The following is a 22,859-nucleotide window of genomic DNA, read 5'->3' as shown; positions in this document are numbered from 1 at the left end:
TTTGTCTGAAAATCTACTTTCCGTACTCTGACGGCAGGCAGCCGAAATATTTTTTAAAGCTGGTAGCGAAGTAAGACGGAGTATTGAAACCGACCATTCCGCTGATTTCCGCTACGGTGTATCTGCCCTCTTTCAGTAATTTGGTGGCTTGGTTGAAACGCATTTTGCGGATAAAATCATTGGTAGATTCTCCTGTCAGCGCTTTCATCTTGATGTGCAGGTTGGAGCGGCTCATACACATCTCACGTGCGAATTCATCGGTCGAGAACTCCACATTATCCATATGCTTTTCCATGATAGCTATCGCTTTCTTCAACAGTTCTTCATCCATCGGATTGAGTGCCACTTTTTCCGGCTCCACTTCCAATGAGTTGGAATAATGCTCAATGGCACGGTGGCGTGTACGGAACAGATTCTTAATTTTTGCGGTAACCACTGCCATAGAGAAAGGTTTGGGGATATAGTCATCCGCGCCTACTTGCAAGCCCTCCAGCTGTTCTTTCAAATCGGTCTTGGCGGACAGTATGATAACGGGGATATGACAAGTGCGCAAGTTTTGTTTTATCTGTTTGCAAAGTTGCAATCCGTCCATAACGGGCATCATGACGTCGGTCAGTATGAGGTCAATTTCTTGCTCTTTTACGATGGATAACGCCTCTTCACCATTTTCGGCAGTCAGTATGTGGTAGCTCTTGCCCAACTCTTCGCTGAGATATTGGCGGATATCCGCATTGTCTTCTACAATCAGGATGTTCTCTTTACGTTGTCCCTCTTTTTCGGGCGTTTCCTCAGCAACCTCTTTTGTTTCCGTGTCGATTACATACATATTCCGGTCATTGGTGGTGTAGACTCTCTGCTCTTCTACGGGTTCTGACGCAGTCTGTCTTTCCTCCGGGAGATAGACCGATTCCTCTGTCGGCAGGTAGACGGTGAATGTACTTCCGACACCTTCCCGGCTTTCCAATTCGATGCGTCCGTGATGCAGGTCTACAAGCCGTTGTACCAGTGACAAACCGATGCCGCTGCCCAGATGTTCATTATCTATCTGGTAGAAGCGTTCGAATATCTTTCCCTGCTTGTCTATGGGAATACCGTTTCCTGTGTCTTTCACTTGGAGGAGGAGTTCGCGGTTCTCTTCCTGCAAGGTTACGGTGATGCTCTTGCCCTCGTCGGTATATTTGAAGGCATTGGAAAGCAGGTTGTTTACAATCAGTTCCAAATAATCCGGATCGCAAAGAATCTCACGTCCTTCTGTGTTGGAGTTGAAATTATAGGTTATCTGCTTACGTTCTGCCAGACGTTCGTAGAACAAGAAGTCTTTTTTAATGACATTGTGTATCGGATTGGGACGTACTTTCAGATTGAACACACCCAATTCGGCACGGCGATAATCCATTAGCTGGTTCACCAGATGCAGCAACCGATTGGTGTTTTTCTGTACATGCTCCAGTTGCTTGTGCAGCCATCGGTCGCTTACTCTATCCATCATTTCCTGTACCGGGGCGAGAATCAATGTCAGCGGAGTACGCAACTCATGGGAAATGTTGATGAAGAAACGCAGCTTCATTTCATTCATCTCTTTTTGACGCTCTTTGTCCACACGTTCCATTTGCAGTTCGGCTTCCATACTTTTGCGCATCCAGAAGTAGCGGAATATGAAAATTGTAATGGCAATGAAAGCAGCTATAAATAGCAGGATTGCCCACCATGTCTTGTACCAGACGGGCAGTACCACGATTTCCAGCTCTGTCGGCGTCTCATTCCATTTACCGTCGCTGTTGGCGGCTTTTACGAGGAAATGATAGGTTCCCGCCGGGAGGTTGGAGTAGGATACCGTACGCAGGGTATTGGTATAGTACCACTCTTTGTCATACCCTTTCAGCATATAGGCGAATGTGTTATGGCTACCTGATATGTAGTTCGATACAACGAAATCCAGTGAAAACATGGTTTGCCTGCTCGATAACGTGATGCTTTTCGTACTGCTGATGTCTTGCTTCAGCAGACCGGTGTCATCATTAGGGGAAACTGCCTTGTTGAACAGATGCAATCGGGTGAGGACAACCGGAGGGGTGTATGGATTGTCTACTATCTGCTCCGGGTGGAATGTGGTGATGCCGTTGATGCCGCCGAAATACATTTGTCCTTCTGTGGTCTGGAAGTAAGCATTATTTGTAAATTGATTACTTTGAAGCCCGTCATTGTCTGTATAGTTACGGAACTTCTCTGTCTCGGGTTGGAAACGACTCAGCCCTTTGTTGGTGCTTAGCCACAGTCTGCCGTCTGCGTCTTCCAATATTCCGTGTATGACGTTGTTGGGAAGTCCGTTGGCAGTGGTATATTGTTTATACTCCTTTTTGCTTTCGTCAAAGCGATAGAGTCCGTTTCGCGCTCCTATCCAGAAAATACCGTTTCGCGCTTCGTATATGGTGTTGACGGCTTTAGACCTTACCGGAAAGTCGTGTGGCAGTATGGGACAGGCTAACAATCCGTTATTGTCCTCTGTATATACGTTCAACCCTTTTTCGCTGCCTATCCAAAGGCGCTGCTTGCTGTCGCGTAATATATATGTAGATTCCTTCTGCTCCAAAGGACGTCCGTCACTTTGATGGGTTATGCGGGTAAATGTTTTCTGTCGAGGGTTAAAACGCAGAAGAGCCGTCATTCCGGTTATCCATAAATCACCGTTGATGGCAGGCTGAATATCGTATAGGTTTCTCGTATTCCTGTTGTTGAACGTTTCGATACGGCCGGAGTTACGGTGCAGTATGCTGAGACCTCCGGTGTGAGTACCGATGTAGACCAGATTCTGTGCTTCATCGATGTATATGGCTTTAATGTCATTGGATTCAAGCCCGTCTTTTTGTGTATAATAGGTGAACTTATGTGTGTGGGGATTATAGTAGTTCAAACCGCCGTTATTGGTACCTATCCAAATACCTTTCTGCGCATCTTCCTTGATACATCCTATAGTGCTGCTATTCAACGAATTTTCTTTTGCAAAGGACCGGATATTATGAAAACGGTCTTTTAGCGGATGATAGTAGTTCAATCCGCCGTAATAGGTTCCTAACCACATTCCGCCTTGCGTGTCCATAAAAATATCACGGACAGATGCTTGTGAGAGGCTTCCGCTTACTTCCGCATTACTGGCATAGCTGTCAAAGGAATCGGTTGCTTCATTATAGATGTTCAGGGAATTGATAGCGCCTATCCATAAGACATTTTCCGAGTCGAGTGCCAGGGAGCGGATATAGTTGGAACTGATACTTCCTTTCTTTCCGGGGATATGAGTATAATGGATTAATTCTTTTGTTTGAGGATTGATTTTGTACAATCCGCTTCCCTCTGTACCTATCCATAGGCATGTAGGGGATTGCTGTAAAATAGAGAGTATTTGTTTGTCTTGCAACTTTTCCGGTATGATTTTCTCAAGCGTATTGCGGGAGATTGAGTAAACGAATACTCCTTTGTAACTTCCGATGTATATATTGTCTCCTTGCCTGCTGACAGTAGTGGGCGATACGGATAGTAGCGAGGGATGCAGAGGCTTGTCGGAGAATTGGCGGGTTTCAGTATTAAATACCAAGAGATCTTCATCCTTATTTGATAGTAGGAGTAACTGCCCTTCATTGATTTCTACAATTCCGGTAACAGGTATATTCTTTTTATCCCTTTGAAAAGTGTAGTTATAGAACTTGTCTTGTGAGGTATCATAGAGTGACAAACCTTCCTGTGTACCTATCCATATATTGGCTTGCGAATCGAGCAGGCATGTTCTGGTAATGCTGCTTCCTATGCTGTACGGATTCTGTTCATCGTGTTGATATGCGGTGAAGTCGTAACCGTCATATTTGTTCAGGCCGTCATAGGTGGCAAACCACATATTGCCCTGTTTGTCTTGCGCTATGTCAAAGATTGTATTTTGTGACAATCCTTCATTCACTCCGATGTGCATAAACTTGATGTGCTTGGGTGTCTGTGCATGGAGGGGGAGCAATAGTATGACAATATTTGCTATAAGAAATATAAAGTACTTTGCCATATTCTGTTAGTTTTTAGTAAGATTGCAAGACAAAGATAAATAATTAAATCTTCATCTTTGCGAAATGATGCGCAAAAATGAAGATTTATGATGATGAAAAATAGCAATCATCCTGTTGTTAACGTGCTACGCGGGTAGTTGCCGGTAGCCGGTCGTTCATTTCTGTCACTTTGTATTCACCGTTTATTGCATCGTAAAGCAGGGATGACATAGTATTCTCTCTCGGATAAAGTGTTCCGTTCAATACTGGATTTTCCTTGCCGTAGCTGAAATATACGGGAGTGTCGGCATGGGTTATGCTGAGTGAAGCGGGTTGCGAGGCGTCCAGTTCGGCATTGACAGTCCATTTGCCTATTGTTAGCGTATTACCCGTTTTGCGGATGATTTGAGGGGGGATACCACTGGCGTTGGCTTGTATTACGGCAAGAATACGGGTCTTGGCCTCTCCTTCGATGCGTGCCGTCATGTGCCACTGGTTGGGGTATGATTTTCCTTTTTTCATGGTAGCAGGATCGGGGGCGACAAGAAATCGGTCGGTCAGTGACATATTGACGGGATTGTTGCAGAATAGTTGGGTCACAGCTGTATAACCGAACTCATGACTGGAATGGTTAATGGTGAGCAACTCTTTGTTGAGAGACAGTTGTGAGGGACTGTGTAATAACCAGTCATAGGCGACGGGTTCCGAAGCCTCCAGTTCGTCGTAGATGAGGACAATGCCTTCGGGATGAAGCATCAATACGTGGCGGCGGTATTTGGTGAGGGGTGTTTCACCGAAACCATTTTCCGGAGTTTGGGTGATGCCGGCTTTCTCGAAAGCCTCCACCCACATGGGGTCGTCCGAGATGCCGCAGTAGGCTTTTGAAGCATCACCCAGACAGTAAGTGATGTGTTCGCCTTCGAGGGCGCGCATAATGTTGCCATAGCCGTTGGTGGAGTAGGGTTGCCCGATACCGTTCACCAGAATGGTGTTGTGTGCCCGCGAGTGGCGGTAGGACATCAGGTTGTGGGCATCGCTGAAATGCAGATAGTAGCCCGAACTGCGGTATATCTCTTTCCCTTTGAACAATAGGTTGAAGGCGTTTTGGCTTGAGGTGGTGTGGCTGCCCGAGCCGAAGGTGCTGGAGCGGAACGACAGGTTCACGTCGCGGTCAGTGTCTGTCAGGCAGCTGTGCATCGCCACTTCGCCCGTGTCTTCGTACCATACCATCTTGGCAGCGTCGGCAGGCAGGTCGGTGGGGTAGCAGAGGGTGGAGCACATGCGGTAGAGGCGAAAAAGGTAGTCGTTTTGCGCGTTACCGCATTCTGAAGCGTACCAGCCGGCGTATGGGTCATTCAGCTCGCGGGCAAGGAAGTCGGCGAAGGCAGCGCGCTGGCGCACCGGTTCGTCTCCGTTTTCGCTACCGTCTCCGAAGCCACTGCTCTTGGAGCGGGGCGGCCATGTGTAGGTCATTGAACGCCCGGCGTTGCGATACCAGGGATGTTGCAGGAAATCAGTGCCGGTGACGTATGTGAAGAGCATCGGCATATAGTGCAGTGTTTCGAGGTTGCTATTGAAGTATCCGCTACCGTTGTGCCACACGCCGTCGCGGTTAAAGCCGGAGGCGGGGGCGCGGGCGGTCCATAGTTCGTAGTAGTATTTCAGCATGGGTAGCACTTCGGCACTGTATGCGGGCTTGTTATACAGCAGGAAGGCACACTGGAAAGTGATACGCATATTCTGTTGCCAGAAATGGTTGTCGAAGATGTGGTTCTCTTGCATACCGCGGTGCATGGAATAGTTTTTACGCAGTACGCGCATCATTACATTTTCTGCAACGGCACGTTCGTCGGCTGTCAATTCGTTGTACAGCATATCGTAGATGCGGGCGTAGCAGATGGCGATGTCAGTAGCGCCGAAGTTGGAAGCGAACAGTAGCCGATCGCTGATGGGGTACGCCATCATCTGCCGGAGCAGTTGGTGCATACGGTTGCTATATCTGGTGTCTTGGGTCAGGTGCAGGGCATCGTAGAGCATTTGCAGGTGTCCTGCCAGTCTGCCGGCGTCTTCGTTGGGATTTATCATTGTATAGTCGGCATTGAGGGCGTTTTGTGCGCGCGACAGCAGGGTGGGGTATTCGCTGTGTTTGGATACTTGGCGGCGTGCCTCTTTCAGTTGCGGGTCCAGGTAGCAGTAGAGGCGCGGATGCCTGGAGGGCAGGCTGCTACTGAATGCGTTGAATGCGGGGGTGACGAATGCAGGGGTCTTTTCGGTTACCTCAAAGTGGTAGGTATCGCTCCATTCGCCTTGCGGGATACCTTGGGCATCGGCTTGCCGGAAACGCCAGTACCAAGTACCTGTCTCCAACTTACGGTGGGGGTTGAAAAGGCACCATTCTTCGGCTTCGGAGCGCATGGTCTCCGTGCTGCTAAAGTTTTCGCTGGGTGAGAGTTCAAATAGCAGACGCTCGCCGGTCTTCATACTTTGGGGTACGATAAGGGGTGGCGGGTTCAGATAAAGTTCGTTGTTGGCTTTCGGGTAGGGAGCAGTACGTATTTTGTCGTGATAGGCATCAGATAGTTCTGCAGTCTCTTCTTCTTCGGTGTCGGGCTCTTGGGGGGTAACGGGTGGCGTATCGTCACGGCAGGCGAAGAGTGAGAGTAATAACACAATAAAGCAGAAGTGTGCGGTATGGCGACAAAGAGTGTAGATTTGTGTTCTCATACGATAAGTTTAAACTGGGAACCCACCCCACACACGCGTACTTACGGTGGGGGTGGGAAAAATAATATATGTTATCCTATTGTCTTAATTACCTTGTTATCGGGTTACAGCTGTTTATTGTGCTTTGCTGATACCTTCGAAGATGGTGAGGACGGGGCGGATAGCAAACTGTGTATCTGATTTGAGTTGTATAGTTTTCGGTGTAAAAATGAAAGGGGTTTTATCCGTAGTATCTTCTGTTTTAGTGACGATACATGGCATTGTATTGTCTGCACTTAGAGTGCTTGACATGAAGTACGTTTCCCCAGTTCGATTGATGATCGTGGCATTCGCTGCGGTAAAGGCTCCTGAAATTGCTTTATTGGCGGGTGTATCACCATATCCCAATATGGCAGTATGGAAATCTGATAATTGGTTACAAGAAGGGATATACCATTTACTAATGTTGTCATTTGAAGAGATGGTATTATTCGTAATGAATGTAAGATAAGCTGTATTAAACAAAACAGAAGTCTTTCCGGTAAAGGTAGAAATTATATTGTTAGATTTTTGAAGTGCTGCATAATTAGTTGTTGTAAGGTCGGTAGTATTGGCGACTAAAGTGTATTCTTCAGTGTTTTCTTTATTGACTATATATGAGCGATTTACATAGCCTATTGAGAATGCATAACCTGTAATCTTCTTGCTTGTCATGTCAGTCCCATTGGCTTCTGCTGTATAATTATCTGCTGCATCACCTACAGCTTCGCCGCCGTCTGTTACCAATTTCCATACAATAGCTACAGCTTGGTCTGAATATGTTTTGCTAAAAGTACCGTCTTTCAGAATATAGTCACCTACAGCCAATGCATTTGGATCTACCATTCCATCGGGGAAGATAACATCTATTGAAGTATCATTATCCTTTTTAGGCTCTACTGTTGCTTCTACTTCTACATTTTCTGTCAGAGTGATGCTTGCACCGTTCAATTTGAGTTCTCCACTGGTTTCGTCATTCTCCTTCTTCAGCTCGAATACAATGTCATTGCCTTCACCTAAGTTTTCCTTGTTTGAGCTTGCAAATAGGTATACGCTAAACCATTTTCCGCTCTCAACAGCAAGTTCGGAAGAAGATATTTTGCTATTTGTATAAGCATCTTTACCGGCATATCCGGCAGTCTCTCCACTCATTACGTTGAAACCGGTGGGGGCGGGCAAATCTTTTATTGTAATCTTGGTATAGCCAGTGTAGGCTGATTGACCGTCCTTGAATGTGATTTTAGTAAAAGGACGCTTCAGGGTGATTGATGGGAGTGTTTCATTGCCTGTAGCAGGGGCCAGTGAGCAAGCGTAGAAAGCATCAGCCACATCACCATTGAACATCTCGTTTCCGGCATTGGCTGTGTAGCCGATAGCTTTCAGGTCAGCTGTATTGTAGATGTTGTCGGCTGCGGCAAGGTCTTGTTCTTCTGTCGGTTTCTTCACATAATCTGCCCAAAAGGCGCATTTATACGCTTCGTCTGGAGCATTAAAGGTGAAAGTTATCTTTTCAATTCCTGCCGGAACTTCCTGTACAATTTTGTCACCGATAGCATCATTACCGTCTGACTTCATCAGTTGAAGAATGCAACGCAGCGTATATCCTTCGGGTATATTAGGCACGGCACGTGTCACGGGATTGTTCACCGGAATATTTACGTCTATTGATATAGCACCGCCTCCGGTTTGGTCTTTGCTCGAAATAATCTCGTCTTGGCTACATGAGGTTGCTATCAATCCCATGAAAAATGCCATTACTGCGAATAAGAAATTCTTTTTCATAATCAATGTGATATTAGTTGGTTAATAAATTATTTATACTCTTAGTTAAATTATTCTGTGGGATATACCGGTACTATAATGTCCTCTTTGCCATCAAAATCGGGGTCGAAATCAATACCGCCATCAGGGTTGGCGGTGAGGAATCCGTAGGTGATGGTAGTGTTCTTTCCTGCCTGCCCGGTAATGTTGAAGGTGGTGGATGCCACAACTTTCTTGTTTACCACAATTTCCAGTGTAACAGGGATACGTGTCACTGCGTCGTATGCTGCAAATGCGTAGTCGAAAGTCAGCGGATAGGTGCCTTTATCCTTCAGGACACTGTTTTTGATGGTTCTTTCCTGCTGTAAGAACATCAATCCATGCCGGGGTATACGTTCCAGCACATTATAACCCATTTTGAGATAGGAGATATACTTGACACGGGCTATGAAGCTGTCGCCTGTTAGTTTGCCGTCAGTAAAGAGCTTAAGGAATTTCTGTACGTCATTTGCCACAAGCTCGTAGCGCATTACGGGGCGTGCCAGTTCCATGTCGAGCGATACTTGAGTGTTCCATTGGCCGCGATACTGTTCAAGCTCTAGTTGTGCACTACCGCAGAAAGCGTCTTTGTATTCGTTGTTGCCCCGATAGGTTTCACTGCCATATACGGTGAGCAGATGATTGTCGGTAGAGTTGTAAAAGTAGTCTTCCGTTCCGGTGATGCCTTCTGCTTCATCGGGCATTTGCACGTAGTCTGTCCACACGGCTATCTCATAGTTGCGTGCGTGCAGCTTCATACTGACGGGCAGGCTGATTTCATCACGTCCGTCTACTATGTCTTGATAAACTACTTGGCGTGCCACGAATACGCGATCCAGATAGGCATCAATGATGAAACGATGACGATACTGCGGAGCATCGCCTGCTGTGGGGCGTAACAATGATGTGCCGCCTTCTTCTGCTGCGGGCATTTTGAGATTGAGCTTTAGTTTGGCATTCAGTATTACGGATGTAGGGTCTACGCCTATCTCGCCATCTTCGGTCATTATGGGGTGCTCGTATAGGCAACCTGTCAGCAGGGCGGGTAGCAAAAGGTACAGAAAGTATGTTGTTATTTTCTTTTTCATGGCTTCTTCCTTTCTTTTTAAAAACGGTAAACTAATGAGAGACCCGCACGGGTGATGCCCCAATAATGGCGGATGTGTGTCTCCAGCCAGGCGCCGTTCTCTATATTATAAAAAGTGTCGTATTTCATGTTGGCATAACCTGCGCCAATATTGAACTCTGCTCCCCAATGGGCAGAGAGAGGCAACTTGTAACCGTAGCTGATACCGGCACCGGTAAGGGGGCGTTTCCGGGTTTGGTAGCGGTTGTCTTCCCACTTGGCATTAAACCATGCTACGTGGGTGTGTAGTCCGAAAAAGTGTCCGGTACCTGCTTCTTTGAGCCACCAGCGTCCTTCCGGTTGGAAAGCGATGCCGCGTATTGCGTGTTCACGCTCTATATCGCTGATACTCCACATTACGGGGAGGTCTATGGTAATGTGTTTGTGCACTTGCACTTCGAGGGCGAGATTCTGTACTGCAAGTACATCGAAAGGAATGTTGGTTTTCAAGGCAACATAGTGGCCGTTTACTTGTGTAGCAGGTTTGATTTTACCTTTCTTGCTATTTGTATTGCTCTTGCCACTTTTGTTTTTTGCAGTTTGCGGTTTCTTTTCTTTTCCGGTTTGGGAATTATTTTTTTTCTTGACTGTTTCTCTGGAAGCATTTACTTGGGGGGGAGTCTTCCCTGTTCCGTCAACCTTTTTGTTGATGACGGTCTTTTTGTTGATGACTGTCTTCTTTATATCTTGTGCCCAGGTGGCGGAAACCATTGCCAAGCAGAATATCAAGATTACTTGTCGCAGTAAATAAGTATTCAGTTTCATATACCGGTATTATTCATAGTTTATAACTGTGTTTTTCAGTCTCTACGTTTTTATTGTTTTTCTGTTAGCAAATGTATATGCTTTATAGGAAAAGGGATTTCTTTCTCGTCTTATCTTTGTTCAATGCCGGTGAATTGGCTTTTAATTCTGTTTAAGTCCCTTTCAGTATTGTACATACTGAAAGGGTTTAAGATATATCGTGTGTGGTTTCTTACCGGCTCTTTGTTTGTTAATACGGTTATTTTGTTACTTTTCCCGTTGGTCGCGGCTCAATGTCTGACATCTCGTGGATGGTCCATTTGCCATCCATTTCATCGAAAAGCACCGATGTGCCGGGTGTGCGTTTGTAGTCCTCTCCTTCAATTCGGAGGTTCTTGTTGCCTAAGCTGAAAAGCACCCCGGATTTCGGGTCACGTATCAGGAGCTCAGCAGGCTGTTTCGGGTCAAGCTGTGCCCTGAGTTTCCATTTTCCGGCAAGGATGAAATCATTGGGCGTTCCGTTCTTGTCATGTATCACGGTGTAGGGCTTGCTGCCGTCGGGGAGCAGAAGGATGACAGTGAGGATACGGTTGGCGGTGCTCTTTTCGTAAGCGGCGGTCATGTGCCACTGGTTGGGGTAACTTCTGCCTTTGCGCATCTTCTTGGGGTCGGGTGCCGAGAAGAATTTGTCAGTCTGAGACAGTGTACAATCGGAGTTGCTGAACATGTAGGCGGTGGAAGTAAATTTCTTCTCGGGGTAGTAGGTGGTAAGTGTCTTGTCCTTACCATTCTCATCGAGCTTGAACTGCACGGGGCTGTGTAGCAGCCAATCCCAGCGCACAGGCTTTTCCGCTTCCAGTTCATCGTAGATGACCACGATGTTGGGGTGTAGCAGCAGGATGTGGCGGCGGTATTTCTTTAGCGGCGTTTCGCCGAAACCGTTTGCCACGGATTCCTCTACCTTGACGCTCTTGAAGTTCTTTTTCCACATGGGGTAATCCGTCAGACCGCAATAAGCGTTCGACGCGTCACCGCAGGCATAGGAGATATTCTTTCCGCTGAGCATACGGACAATCTTGCCGTAGGCGCGGGTGGTGAAAGGCTGCCCGATACCGTCAACAAGAATCGTGTTGTGTGCGCGGGTGTGGCGGTAGGATAACAGGTTGTGTGGGTCGTTGAAGTGCAGGTAGTAACCGGTGGAACGGTAGACAGGCACTCCGCGATAATGCAGATTGAAACCGTTTTGGTCGGCAAGCGTATGGCTGCCCGATCCGAAAGGACTGGAACGGAAACTGAGGAATGTGTTCTCTCGGTAACGGTTGAGGTTGCTGTGTGCCAGCAATTCGCCGGTGTCTTGCATCCAAAGCGCTTTGGGTGCATCGGCGGGCAGCGGAGCGGAAGCAGGGTAGCTCTTTAAAGAACCTATACGCTGGAGACGGCTGTCGAAATCTCCTGTAGCAGCTTTGGTCTCGTTGCAATACCATATTGCGTAAGGGTCTTGCAGTTCGCGAGCGAGGTAATCGGCAAGCGCTACGCGTTGGCGCTGAGGAGCGTTTTCTTTTTCATTTCCGTCGCCGAATCCGGCACTCTTGCTTCTGGGTGGGAATGCATAGACCAGAGCGCGTCCCAGGTTCTTGTAGAATGGGTGTTGCAGGAAGTCTGTCTTTGTGACGTATGATAGCAGTGCCGGTACATACCACAAGGTCTTGGTGTTGGCGTTGAAGTAGCCTTGTCCGTTGTGCCATTCGCCGTCGTGGTTGAAAGCGGATGCCGGAGCGCGTGCCGTCCAAAGTTCGTAGCAGTATTCAAGAATCTCTTTGGCGTCATCGCGGGTATCACCGAACATCACCCCCAGTTGCAGCATTTCGCGGAAGGTGCGTTGCCAATAGTGGTTGTCGAAAATGTGGTTTTCCACTCCGCCGTTTCGATGCTGCTTGTGGTGGTATTTGGCTGAAGCGAACACACGCTTCTCTATCTCTTTGCGTTCGGCGTCGGTCAGTTGGTCGTGGCAGGCATCGTAGACTTGCAGGAAGGTGTCGAGGATGTCGCCGCAGATGAAGTCGTTGTTCAAGGTCATGTCGTGGGGAACGGCAAGCAGGGCACGGATAACGGCAAGCATTTTGTCGGCATATTGCTTCTCGCCGGTGGCACGGTAGATGGTATGGAGGAAGTTGAAGTCGAGCGCTATCTTTGCCATTGCTTTGTAAGGCTGTGGGTTGGTCTCATAGCTGTTGTTCATGGCACCGTCCGCACGCCTTTTCATCTCTTTGTATTCGGGATGCGTGGCAATGGTCGCCTTTCCTTTTTCCAATCCCTTGTTCAGGAAGCAGTACATACGCGGATAGGCTTTCGGCAGGTTCTTGAAGAAAGTGTCGAAGGTGGGGGTGACGAATTGCGGAACGTCTTCCGTTACATTGAAATGATAGGTCTCGCTCCATTCGGTCGCTTTCTTGTCTTTGCTTACGGAGCGGAAACGCCAGTACCACGTGCCATTCTTCAGTACGGTGTGCGGGTTAAACATACACCAGGGAAGAGGTTTGGACTGTATGGTCTTTTCTGCGGGGAATGCCTGGTTTTGCGACAGTTGGAATTGTAGGAATTCCGCCTTGCGCATTTGTGCCGGTACTATCAGTGGCGAAGGGTTCAGGTACAGTGGGTTATCCTGCTGGGGATAGGGGGTGACGCGTACGTTTTCGTGCACACGCTCCAGGTTGGTCTTTTGTGCCAATGTTGCTGGCATCGTTGTCAGAACAAGGACAAGTATTAACGCCCATTGTCGGATAGCTTGTTTTTTCATGATAATGGAATTTATGATTTGTATTTTTAGTTATAGTGTATGATTTATTGTTTCTTGACGGTATCAGTATCCGGGATTGTTCTTATTTTCTAATTTGTAGTTTATTTGCAGTTCGTCTTCCGGTATAGGGAAGAGTTCGTGCTTGCCACCATGGAAGTTCTCTCCGGCAGGATAGGGTGTATTTCTGCTGGTGTTAACCGTAGTGATGCCGCCCATCAGTTGCAAGGTTTCTTTGAGGATACCCCAGCGGATAAGGTCGTACTTGCGGACTCCTTCGCAGGCAAGTTCGAAAGCGCGCTCCCAATAAAGGACGGTGCGTATCTTGCCGGCTTCGTCGGTGTCGTTGATGAAGGCGAGGTCCAGTACCTGCGGGGCTTTCATCAGGGTGCTGTAGTTGGCTGCGCTCAGCGCTGTGGCTTTGGCACGGTTTCGCACTTTGTTGATGAGTTCCCAGGCTTTGCCGGTTTCGCCCAGTTCATTATAGGCTTCGGCTGCGGACAATACCACTTCAGCATAGCGTATATAGCAGAGGTTGACGTCAGTTGTGTTCAATTCTTCATAGCCTAGCGGCATCCATTCGCGTCTCCACTTGCCGACAAAGGCATAGCCGGTGATATCTCTTTTGACGTGTGTCTTCTTTTCATTGTCCCAGTTCCATTGGTGTTGGGCGACCAGTACATCACGGCGCTGGTCTGTCGCTTCAAAGAATCCTTTCCATTCGGGCAGGCAGCGGTATTGTACGGCGGCACGCCCCATGACATTGTTTTTCTCGTTACCTTCTACACTGGGCTGTGCTACCTGTACTCCTATTGCGGAACCGAGCGAACCTTTGCGGTTAGGGTATTGGAAAGCTATTTCGAACAGGCTCTCCTTGCTGTTTAGGATTTCGGCAGAGAAACTCTTGAACAGTGCTTCGTAGCTGTTGGCGGCATCGTCATAGAAGCCGTGATAGTTGCCGCCTGCTCCCTGGAAGGCTTCCCACTCTTTCGTTACAGCTTTGAAGTATATCCGGCGTTGGGAGTCTTCAGGGCGTTCCAGAGAACCGTTGGCTTGCAGGCTGTAGCCGGCACGCTGCAGTAATACGCGCATTAGCAGGGCTCTTGCCGCCCCTTGAGTGGCGCGTTCCGGCGAGGAACTGGCAGTGGCCCATGGCAGGTGTTCCTTGGCGAAAGTCAGGTCGCTTACTATCTGGTCGTAAATGACTTCCCGGTCGGTGCGTGGTCTGTAACTGTTTTCGTAGTCTTTACTGTAATCGGTGGTATAGGGAACGTCCCCCCACATCCGTACGAGATCGAAAGATACCATGGCGCGTACGAACATGGCTTCCGCTACGTAGGTCTGCAGCGTGATGCTGTTCCGGTAGTCTTTCATGCCTTGTATGCCGTTAATAGTATAGTTGGCGCGGTTCAGAATGGCGTACTTGGTTCTCCATGCTGTGTTGATCGCCTGGTTAGCGGGCGTCATGATGTACATGAAGATGGCATCCTTGCTGTTATCATTCTGTACACGGCTGGAGTAATAGATGTCATCTGCCCCCCAGAGATTGTAGTCTTCGGTCAGTCCGGCATAGACACCGATGACTGCCATTTCTGCATTTACCTCTTTGGTAAAGTAGTCGTCCTTTTCATAGACATTCTGTGGCTTTTCTGTCAGTATGTCCGCACAGGCGGATAGAGTCATGACTCCCATGAGGAGTATGTTTGAAAGACATATATGTTTGAACTGTTTCATATCGATATTTATTTTATAGGTTTATAAAGTGAGGTTTAATCCGAAGACAAACGAACGGTTGCGCGGATAAGAGCCGAAGTCGATTCCACGTGTCAACCCACTGCCTGATACGGAAGTTTCCGGGTCGAAGCCGCTGTATGGAGTCCATACAAAGAGGTTATTGGCGGTGAAATAGAGTCGTAACCGCTGTATGGAGTATTTCCGAATGAGTTGCTTCGGGAAGTTATAGCCCAGTGACACGTTTTGCAGACGGAGGAAAGAAGCGTCTTCCACAGCCCAGGAGTGAATATACTTGTCGCCTTGTTCCATGTCGTATATACTGGCTATGGTTCGTCCGGTATTGACGGCTTTCAGTTGCTCGGGGTCGGTTATTAGCTTGCCGGTCTGTCTGTCGATATATGTCCAGCGATTGTTCATGTTGCAGATGTCCAGCACATTGTAATTCAGTTTTCCGGACTGGGTGTTGGACAGCTTGGTGGCATTCAGCACTTCACCTCCGTAACTGAATCTGAAGAAAATGCTTAGGTCGAAGTTCTTGTACTTGAAAGTGTTGTTGATACCTCCGTAGAAGTCGGGATTAGCATTGCCGATGACAGTCTTGTCTTTTTCGTTGACTACCCCTTTGCTGTCACCCGTATCATCGATGTTGGCGAATTTCCAGTCGCCGGGGCGAACACTGTTACGGTCGCTTCCTTTATAGGGGATGCCTTCCTTCAGGGTATATTTTTGGGTGTCGGGGTTGTAGTCGAATTCATCCACTTGGTAAAGTCCGAGTGTCTTGTAACCGTAGAATTGTCCGATGGCTTTTCCGACTTCAACCTTATGGGTGCTCTGCTGCCATCCGAAGGCATATTCCTCGTAGAAATAATCCTCGCCGGACAGCGCACGGATTGTGTTTTTGTTATAGGAGATGTTGAAATCCGTTTTCCACGAGAATTGTTTCCGTTGGATGTTGAAAGTGCTGATGGCAAGGTCGAAACCGATATTTTGTGTCTCGCCGATATTGCGCATCATCTTTGTAAATCCAGAGGAAGAGGGCACGCGTGAGTTCAGCAGTAGGTGGTTGCTGCGGTTCAGATAGAACTCCGGTGTGATGATGATGCGTTGGGCAAGGAATCCTACGTCCAGACCCATGTTCAGAGTCTTGTTCGCTTCCCATTGTAAATCGACGCTGGGGATGCTTGACGGTATGTAGCCGGTGATAATGTCGGAACCATTGGCATACTTTATCGAGTTTAGAAGATCCAGTGACATGAAGTCGCCGATGCGATTGTTACCGGCAAGACCATAACCGACACGCAACTTCAGGTCGGAGAAGAGGTTCAGCTTCTTGATGAAAGGCTCTTCCGACATACGCCAAGCACCCGATACTGATGGAAATACACCCCATTTGTGGTTGTGTCCGAATTTGGAGGAACCGTCGGCACGAAGGGTGGCGGTGAAGAGGTATTTGTTCTTGAAGTTGTAATTGGCACGTGTGAACCAGGAAATCATCCGGTTGCTGTTGATATAGCTCGAAGAGATGGCGGTGGGGACACCTGCGCCCATGTTGTTCAAGCCTAGGTCATCGTTGGCAAACTGGTTGGCATCGGCACGTAGTGATTTGCTCCAACTGCTTATCCATTCCTGACCGAGCATTAAGGTGAATCGGTGTGCCTTCTTATACCTATTGTCGAAGGTGAGCACATTGGATGTCTGGAAACTATTGCTCTCTGCGTATTGTATGTATCCGCCGATGCTGGAACGTTTGGCATAGGCAGAGAGGTCGCCGTTGAATTGGTCGTTACGATTCAGGTAATAGCGGGTACCAATGATGTTGCGGAAACTTAACTTCTTGGAAAAGTAGAACGTGAATCCGCCGTTTGCCTGCAGATTGCGTGTGAAACGCGTGCGGTCTTCTTCCCGTGCCGATATAATAGGATTCTGCATCGGGTTGTCCTGCTGGTCTACGAACATGGGGTCTTCACCTTCGAGTAATTCAGTATCGCTACCTTTGATGCCGCTTATGGGGCGGTATTGGAGAATATGCTCCATTTTGTTGAAGCGCGTGGTTTGGCCGGAGGTACCCATACCGTAGGTCTTGCCTTGGTTGTAGCTGAATCGGGCATTTGCCTGGAAGCGCGAGGATGCCTTGTGAGAGATGTTGAAGGAGATGTTGTGACGGTAATCACCGCTGTAAACCATGGCTCCCTGCTCCTTGAAGTAATTATAACTCATACCGTATTTCAGCTCTTTCGTACCGCCGGAAATATTGACACGGTAGTTTTGGGAGGTAGTGACGCGTCCCAATGCTTCTTCTTGCCAGTCGATGCCTTTACGGTCGGCATAGTTTTCATCGATATCTTGGAAAGAGCCGTAGCGCTTCTGAAAGGTACTTACTCCGGTAGTCCCGTTTAAGGCATAGCTGCGTTCATAGTCAAGTAAGGCAAATTCTGCGGGTGACAACACGTCTAATTTTTTGGCTATTTTGCTGATACCTACGTAACTGTCGAAACTGACATTCATCTTACTGGCATCTTTAGGACCTTTTTTGGTCGTGATAACCACTACACCATTAGCACCGCGCGCACCGTAGATGGCAGTGGAAGATGCATCTTTCAGGATGTCGATGCTTTCAATTTCTCCCGGGTCTAGACTGGACATACCGTCCTCACTGGGATAACCGTCGATGACATAAAGCGGCTCGTTACTCTGGGTCATGGAGATACCGCCGCGTACATTAATAGAGATAGAAGAACCCGGACCTCCTTCACTTTGTGAGATTTGCACGCCTGCCACACGTCCCGCCAAAGCCTGTGCCACATCGGAAGTAGGGGTCTGCATCAAGTCCTCACTCTTTACGGATACGACAGAACCGGTGAGGTCGCTACGTTTGGATGTTCCGTAACCGATAACGACGACTTCATCAAGCAGCTTGCTGTCCGATTGCAGGGTTACGTTAATTTGTTTTTTACCTTTTACGTGTACTTCTTGGGTTCTCATCCCGATGAACGAGAAGACGAGAATGTCTTTGGACGGATTGTTTACTTTCAGCGTATATTGTCCGTCTAAATTGGTAATAGTACCGACGCCGGCGCTTCCTTTTACGGAAATATTGGCGCCAATCACTTCCAGTCCTTCTTCATCTATGACCTTTCCGGTAACGGTGATACTTTGCGCATACATACCTAAGGTGATGAAGAGGCATGATGTCAGCAGGAGAATCTTTCGAATGTTTTCCATATTTAGAATCTTAATAGTATGATATTTGTTATCACTAATTTTTCAGATGCTAAATTATGGATTTTCTGTGTGCCGGTCTTTTTGTAGTGTCTTGTAAAAGTTGTGGAGTGTTGATTTAGCTTTCAGTTTTGTGCATACAGCTTTCATTTCTGTACAAAGAAGCCGAAAGAGTTGAGAGTTAAAGGTTGAGAGTTGAAAGTCTAATAACTTTCAACTCTTTAGATTTCCAGTTCCGGAATTTCGTCTTTCAGTGTTGTTTTCTTGCCATTGTCATGTATCACGGTTGCCCCGTAATCCTTATAGCTTACGCTTGCATTGTAGCCTTTGCGCGTATTTTTTACTTCAAAGGAGGGCTTTCCGGCAGTGGAGATGTTCGCGCGGATATTCCAGTCACCTACTTGGATGCTGCCGTCTTTCAGTTTTCGGGGAGCGGTTTGGGCGCTTTCCGTGTTGTCGGCTTTGGCGTGTGTATATACAATTGTTGCGAAACGATATACCTTCTGTTTCTCCGATGTGGCGGTGAAGTGCCAGTGATTGGGGTATGGCTTGAAATTACCTTTCTCGTCTGCACGCAGCCAGTTGACGGCAGGAACAAAGAACCGGTCGGTGGTGTCTGTCTTCAGTGTTCCGGCAGAGAAGAGGTAGGCGTCCGATACACCGTCTTTGCTGGTGGCTTGTATGTGTACGTATTCTTTGGCCTTGTCCACGCTCATCGGATTGGTGACGGTGTGCAGCAGGTAGCTCCAAGTTACGGGTTCGGCAGCTTCCAGTTCATCATAAATGAACGAATAGCCGCTCTTGCCCAAGGTTACGATGTGGCGGCGGAATGTCTTTAAGCCTGTTTCGTCCCAGCCGTTTTCGGGGGAGTATTCCAGATGGCTTTGTTTGCCGCGTAGCAGCCACAGCGGAGAGATAACTTTTCCATAAGCGTTGGATGCGTCGCCTGCGACATAGCTAATCCTGTCACTGACATAGTGGCGGGGTATCCAGCCGTAACCTTCTGTTCCTATGCGTTGACCCATGCCGTTTACCAGAATGGAGTTGTGGGCACGTGTGGCACGGTGGCAATAAACACTGTGCTTGTCGGTGAAGCTGATGTGATGTCCGCTGCTGTAAAAGAGCGGCTGTCCGTTCCAGAAAGTATTGAAAGCATTCTGGTTGGCTATGGCGTGCGAAGTGCTGCCATAGGGGCTGCTGCGAAAACTGAGCATGGCGCTTTTGCGGGTGTCGTCCAAGTCGGTGGAGAAAGAAGCCAGTCCGCTTTGCGGGAATACGTGTCCCATCGGCAGGTCTTTCAATCCCGGTCCGTTGGGCAGAGGCTTGTCGCATTGAAGGCGGAACCATGCCAGACCTCCGGCTTTTGAGGTGCTTCCCTGTTCGAGAATATCGGGTTGGCGGGCACTGATATGACGTACATAATCTGCTGCATAGGTGTTGCCTGTCATACGTGCCAAAGCATCGGCATAGCCTACACGCGTACCGTTCGGGGTGAGAATGTTCTGATGTGAGCTGCCGTTGCCACCCGATTTGGAAAATGGCGGTTGCTGGTAGATGACATACAGCGCATTTCCCTGATACCAGGAATCGGAGAAGTAATTGTAACCGGTAAGGCGGGTATAGAAATATGGTACTTCTATGAGTGTGCGGAAATTGACACCGAAGTAGGAGTCACCGTTATGCCAAGCTCCATCCTTGTTCAGACCGGGGAAACGGGCGAGCCACAGGTTATAGCAATAGTCCGTCCACATATCGGCTTCGGGCAGTTCGCCATAAACGGTAAAGGCTGCCATGGTAAGGATGCGGAAGGTCATTTGCCATACGTGGTTGTCGGCGATGTGGTTTTCCAAACGATTGATGTCGTGCAGGAACATACTGTTGCCGGACTTTCGTATTTCGTTCAGCAGGAACTTGCGGGTGGTGTCATCCAAAGTATCGTATAGAGCGTCGTATGCCATAGAGCAGAGCGAAAGAAGGGTGGCTTCATTGAAGTCGCCCACTACATTCTTGTTGTCTCCCCAAGTTACCATTTCCTTGACACGTTTGATGGCTTCATCGGCATAACGGCGGTCTTTGGTGAGCAGATAGGCACGAATCAGCACGTCCGTATTGGCTTCTTCACCGTCGATGATGCGGCGGCTTTCGCGAGTGAGCATGGCGCTTTTCTGTACTTCGTTGGTCAGTCCTTTCGCTAAGTCTGAATTGATATCGTTCACGGACTTCATCGGAGTGACGAGTACTTTCTTGGCGCGTTTGAGGTAAGTAGTGCGTTCGGCTTTTCCTTCGCTGCGTTTTATGAAACTGTTCCATTCATCCTTGTCGAGCCATATGCGGGGGTGATGAGCGGGCAGCGCTTTCAATACGGTTGCTAAAGCAGGAGGACAGAACTTTTGGGGATTGGTTTTTACCGTAAATTGCAAGGTTTCGCTCCATTCGGCTTTGCCATCCGTAACATAGCCGTATTGCCAGTACCATGTGCCCGGAGTAAGGTCTTGTTCGGGATTGAAAAAGGGCCAGCGTGTTTCTACTTGTACGGTGCTTTCCTGTTCAAATGCCGGGCTTTGTGAATAGCGAAGGAAATAGCGTAATTTACTTTTGTCTGTTTCTTTTTGAGGAGGATTCTCTTCTGTCCCGTCCAGACCGCTTCGCAGTATGTTGAGGCTTGCCGGTAGCTGCCATTGAAAGGATACGGCGCGGTCGCTGACCGAAGCGCCGTTCAGCGGTGAAGGAGTTGCACGCATTTCGTGCATCAGTGTCGTGTCGGAGAGTTTGACGGTTGCCTTTCCGACTGCCTGTGCCTGTGCGCAGAGGGGTAGAAGGGAGAGGAGAGTAATGGATAGAATCTTGTTCATTTAATTGGGTATTACAAAAATAAGATGAGTGAAAGTACTATTATTTATACGCCGCTTGATAATTAGCCTTTTTTAGGAAGCACCTTTCCCGGTACATCATGCAGTTTGGGACGTGTCGGCTTAATCTTATGGGTATTCATATACTTTTCAAGAATGTCACGATGTTGCTGCGCCACTTTCTCGTAAGCGTTTTCCATCATGAGATTTCTTGTTTCACCCCTGTCGTTCTCCATGTCGAACAGTTGTTCGCGATGTCTGCCTTTGTCGTACAATACATATTTATAACGTGCGGTACGTACCATCCAACCTCGCGTCTTGCTGCTGTCGAAGCGTGTCTCGGTGATGACGTAATCCTGATGGGGAGCTTGCGGGTTACCTTCTTCGGCCACTTTACGGAATGATTTTCCGGCAGTGCCTTTAGGTTTTTTAGCACCTGTCCAGTCGCAGATGGTGGCGAAGAAATCTACTCCGTTGCTGATGAGTTGCGGCAATTGCTTGCCTGCATGTTTCTTGCCCGGCAGGGTTACGATGAACGGAATGTTTACCACTTCCTCGTATAAAGCCGATTTCTGGTTCCAGTGATGGGCGCCCAGTCCGTCTCCATGGTCGCTGGAGAAGATGACAACGGTATTCTCCCAAAGGTTGTTCTTGTCAATGGCATCGACTATCTTGCCGATTTCACGGTCTACTTTCTCTACCAAGCGGTAGTACGTGTAGCGGTACATACGCCAATCTTCGGGGGTAAAGGTAGCGGTGGGGTAGACATTGAAATTGTTGGCTCTCTCGTTTTCAAGGACATCGGCATCGTAGGGGTTCTTGGCGAAGTTGGCGGGCAGTCCCGGACAGTTACGTATCTCCGGTATACCGATATTGCCGTAGGGCAGGTTTTGGCTGCGTGCATATTCGCAAACATTGTGCGGATTGTCGAATGAAGCTACCAAGAAGAAAGGCTTGTTGTGCTTCTTGGAAAGGAATTGCACACAGGCCTCCGCCAGTCCGTCGTCGCTGTGTTTGTACAGTTGGTCGAAGCCGCGTTGTTTGTCGGGGATATCCAGTTCGGGTACGTGCCATTTGCCACCGTATGCGCATTCATACCCGGCATTCTTGACAAGCGTGCCCAATGTTTGTGTCTGAAGGGAATCGGGCATTGGAGCGCCGTTGATTGATAATCCTACCGCATCGGGATAGTGTCCTGTAAACATGGCGCCGCGTGAAGGACCGCTGAGCGGAGCGGTACAGTAAGCGTTTTGGAACATGATGCCGGCAGCAGCGAGCCTGTCCAGATTCGGTGTATGCAGGTCCGGGTTTCCGGCACAACTCATGGCATTTGCCGTATGCTGGTCGGTGAAGATGTAAATGATGTTGGGACGTTCGGCAGCGTATGCCATTGATGAACTTAGCAGGGATAGGCAAGCTATGTGCTTCATTGAGATTTGTTTTACCATATTATTAGTTTTTATAATTGATTTCAGAGGCTATTTCCACGATTGCTAAATTACGCTTTTCTCTACGTATAGATGAACGCTAATGTTTTTTTTATGATACGGAATGTGCATTTGATTGTCAATTTTGTACAGTTCGCTTTTAAATTTGTGCTAAAGGTGAATACAGAGGCACGGAGATAAGTAAGTATTGGAATTTAATTTATATCAAGAGTATCTGTCATTCAGAGCGAAGCGAAGAATCTCCTTTCTGTGTATACATTAAGAGAGTAGATTCTTCGCTTCGCTCTGAATGACAGATAGTATAAAAGTCGTTTTTCAAAATCTCTGTGTCTCAGTGTCTCTGTGTTTGAATAAGGGAACAAGTTAATCCCTAAACTC

At 48.0% G+C, this 22,859-nt stretch carries 10 protein-coding genes; all 10 read right to left on the bottom strand.

Going from position 1 to position 22,859, the window contains the following annotated elements:
- Positions 1 to 13 precede the first annotated feature (13 nt).
- Complete coding sequence (locus KG118_RS14425; RefSeq protein ID WP_117710846.1) at positions 14 to 4,045, bottom strand: hybrid sensor histidine kinase/response regulator transcription factor; 4,032 nt, start codon at positions 4,043 to 4,045, stop codon at positions 14 to 16.
- A gap of 118 nt (positions 4,046 to 4,163) precedes the next feature.
- A complete protein-coding gene (locus KG118_RS14420) occupies positions 4,164 to 6,749 on the bottom strand; it encodes a DUF4962 domain-containing protein (RefSeq protein WP_117710845.1) in 2,586 nt (861 codons plus the stop codon).
- A gap of 114 nt (positions 6,750 to 6,863) precedes the next feature.
- Entirely contained in the window at positions 6,864 to 8,549 is a 1,686-nt protein-coding gene (locus tag KG118_RS14415; RefSeq protein WP_117710844.1) for a DUF6562 domain-containing protein, read from the bottom strand.
- Positions 8,550 to 8,599: 50 nt separating this feature from the next.
- Positions 8,600 to 9,655 carry a DUF6562 domain-containing protein gene (locus KG118_RS14410; RefSeq protein ID WP_117710843.1) on the bottom strand — a complete coding sequence of 352 codons (1,056 nt, stop codon included), beginning with the start codon at positions 9,653 to 9,655 and terminating at the stop codon, positions 8,600 to 8,602.
- Between the two features lie 17 nt (positions 9,656 to 9,672).
- The gene (locus KG118_RS14405) at positions 9,673 to 10,458 is read right to left on the bottom strand and encodes a DUF3575 domain-containing protein (RefSeq protein WP_117710842.1); all 786 of its coding nucleotides are present in this window, start codon (positions 10,456 to 10,458) and stop codon (positions 9,673 to 9,675) included.
- Positions 10,459 to 10,696: 238 nt separating this feature from the next.
- The gene (locus tag KG118_RS14400; protein WP_117710841.1) at positions 10,697 to 13,234 is read right to left on the bottom strand and encodes a DUF4962 domain-containing protein; all 2,538 of its coding nucleotides are present in this window, start codon (positions 13,232 to 13,234) and stop codon (positions 10,697 to 10,699) included.
- A gap of 63 nt (positions 13,235 to 13,297) precedes the next feature.
- The gene (locus KG118_RS14395) at positions 13,298 to 14,965 is read right to left on the bottom strand and encodes a RagB/SusD family nutrient uptake outer membrane protein (RefSeq protein ID WP_117710840.1); all 1,668 of its coding nucleotides are present in this window, start codon (positions 14,963 to 14,965) and stop codon (positions 13,298 to 13,300) included.
- Between the two features lie 21 nt (positions 14,966 to 14,986).
- A complete protein-coding gene (locus tag KG118_RS14390) occupies positions 14,987 to 18,187 on the bottom strand; it encodes a SusC/RagA family TonB-linked outer membrane protein (protein ID WP_117710839.1) in 3,201 nt (1,066 codons plus the stop codon).
- Between the two features lie 218 nt (positions 18,188 to 18,405).
- Positions 18,406 to 21,036 carry a DUF4962 domain-containing protein gene (locus tag KG118_RS14385; protein WP_117710838.1) on the bottom strand — a complete coding sequence of 877 codons (2,631 nt, stop codon included), beginning with the start codon at positions 21,034 to 21,036 and terminating at the stop codon, positions 18,406 to 18,408.
- Positions 21,037 to 21,098: 62 nt separating this feature from the next.
- The gene (locus tag KG118_RS14380; RefSeq protein ID WP_117710837.1) at positions 21,099 to 22,424 is read right to left on the bottom strand and encodes a sulfatase family protein; all 1,326 of its coding nucleotides are present in this window, start codon (positions 22,422 to 22,424) and stop codon (positions 21,099 to 21,101) included.
- Positions 22,425 to 22,859: the final 435 nt, after the last annotated feature.

Origin of the sequence: Bacteroides propionicigenes, from assembly GCF_018390535.1 — a bacterium.
GTDB classification, from domain to species: Bacteria; Bacteroidota; Bacteroidia; order Bacteroidales; family Bacteroidaceae; genus Bacteroides; species Bacteroides propionicigenes.
Note: the sequence above shows the minus strand (reverse complement) of the source record. Positions and strands in the feature narration are given on the sequence as shown.

Bases quoted from the DNA above. Each gene is read 5' to 3' on its own strand.
- KG118_RS14380 (WP_117710837.1), bottom strand. From the start codon at position 22,424: ATGGCATACGCTGCCGAACGTCCCAACATCATTTACATCTTCACCGAC.
- KG118_RS14410 (WP_117710843.1), bottom strand. From the start codon at position 9,655: ATGAAAAAGAAAATAACAACATACTTTCTGTACCTTTTGCTACCCGCC.
- KG118_RS14405 (WP_117710842.1), bottom strand. From the start codon at position 10,458: ATGAAACTGAATACTTATTTACTGCGACAAGTAATCTTGATATTCTGC.
- KG118_RS14415 (WP_117710844.1), bottom strand. From the start codon at position 8,549: ATGAAAAAGAATTTCTTATTCGCAGTAATGGCATTTTTCATGGGATTG.
- KG118_RS14390 (WP_117710839.1), bottom strand. From the start codon at position 18,187: ATGGAAAACATTCGAAAGATTCTCCTGCTGACATCATGCCTCTTCATC.
- KG118_RS14425 (WP_117710846.1), bottom strand. From the start codon at position 4,045: ATGGCAAAGTACTTTATATTTCTTATAGCAAATATTGTCATACTATTG.
- KG118_RS14400 (WP_117710841.1), bottom strand. From the start codon at position 13,234: ATGAAAAAACAAGCTATCCGACAATGGGCGTTAATACTTGTCCTTGTT.
- KG118_RS14385 (WP_117710838.1), bottom strand. From the start codon at position 21,036: ATGAACAAGATTCTATCCATTACTCTCCTCTCCCTTCTACCCCTCTGC.
- KG118_RS14395 (WP_117710840.1), bottom strand. From the start codon at position 14,965: ATGAAACAGTTCAAACATATATGTCTTTCAAACATACTCCTCATGGGA.
- KG118_RS14420 (WP_117710845.1), bottom strand. From the start codon at position 6,749: ATGAGAACACAAATCTACACTCTTTGTCGCCATACCGCACACTTCTGC.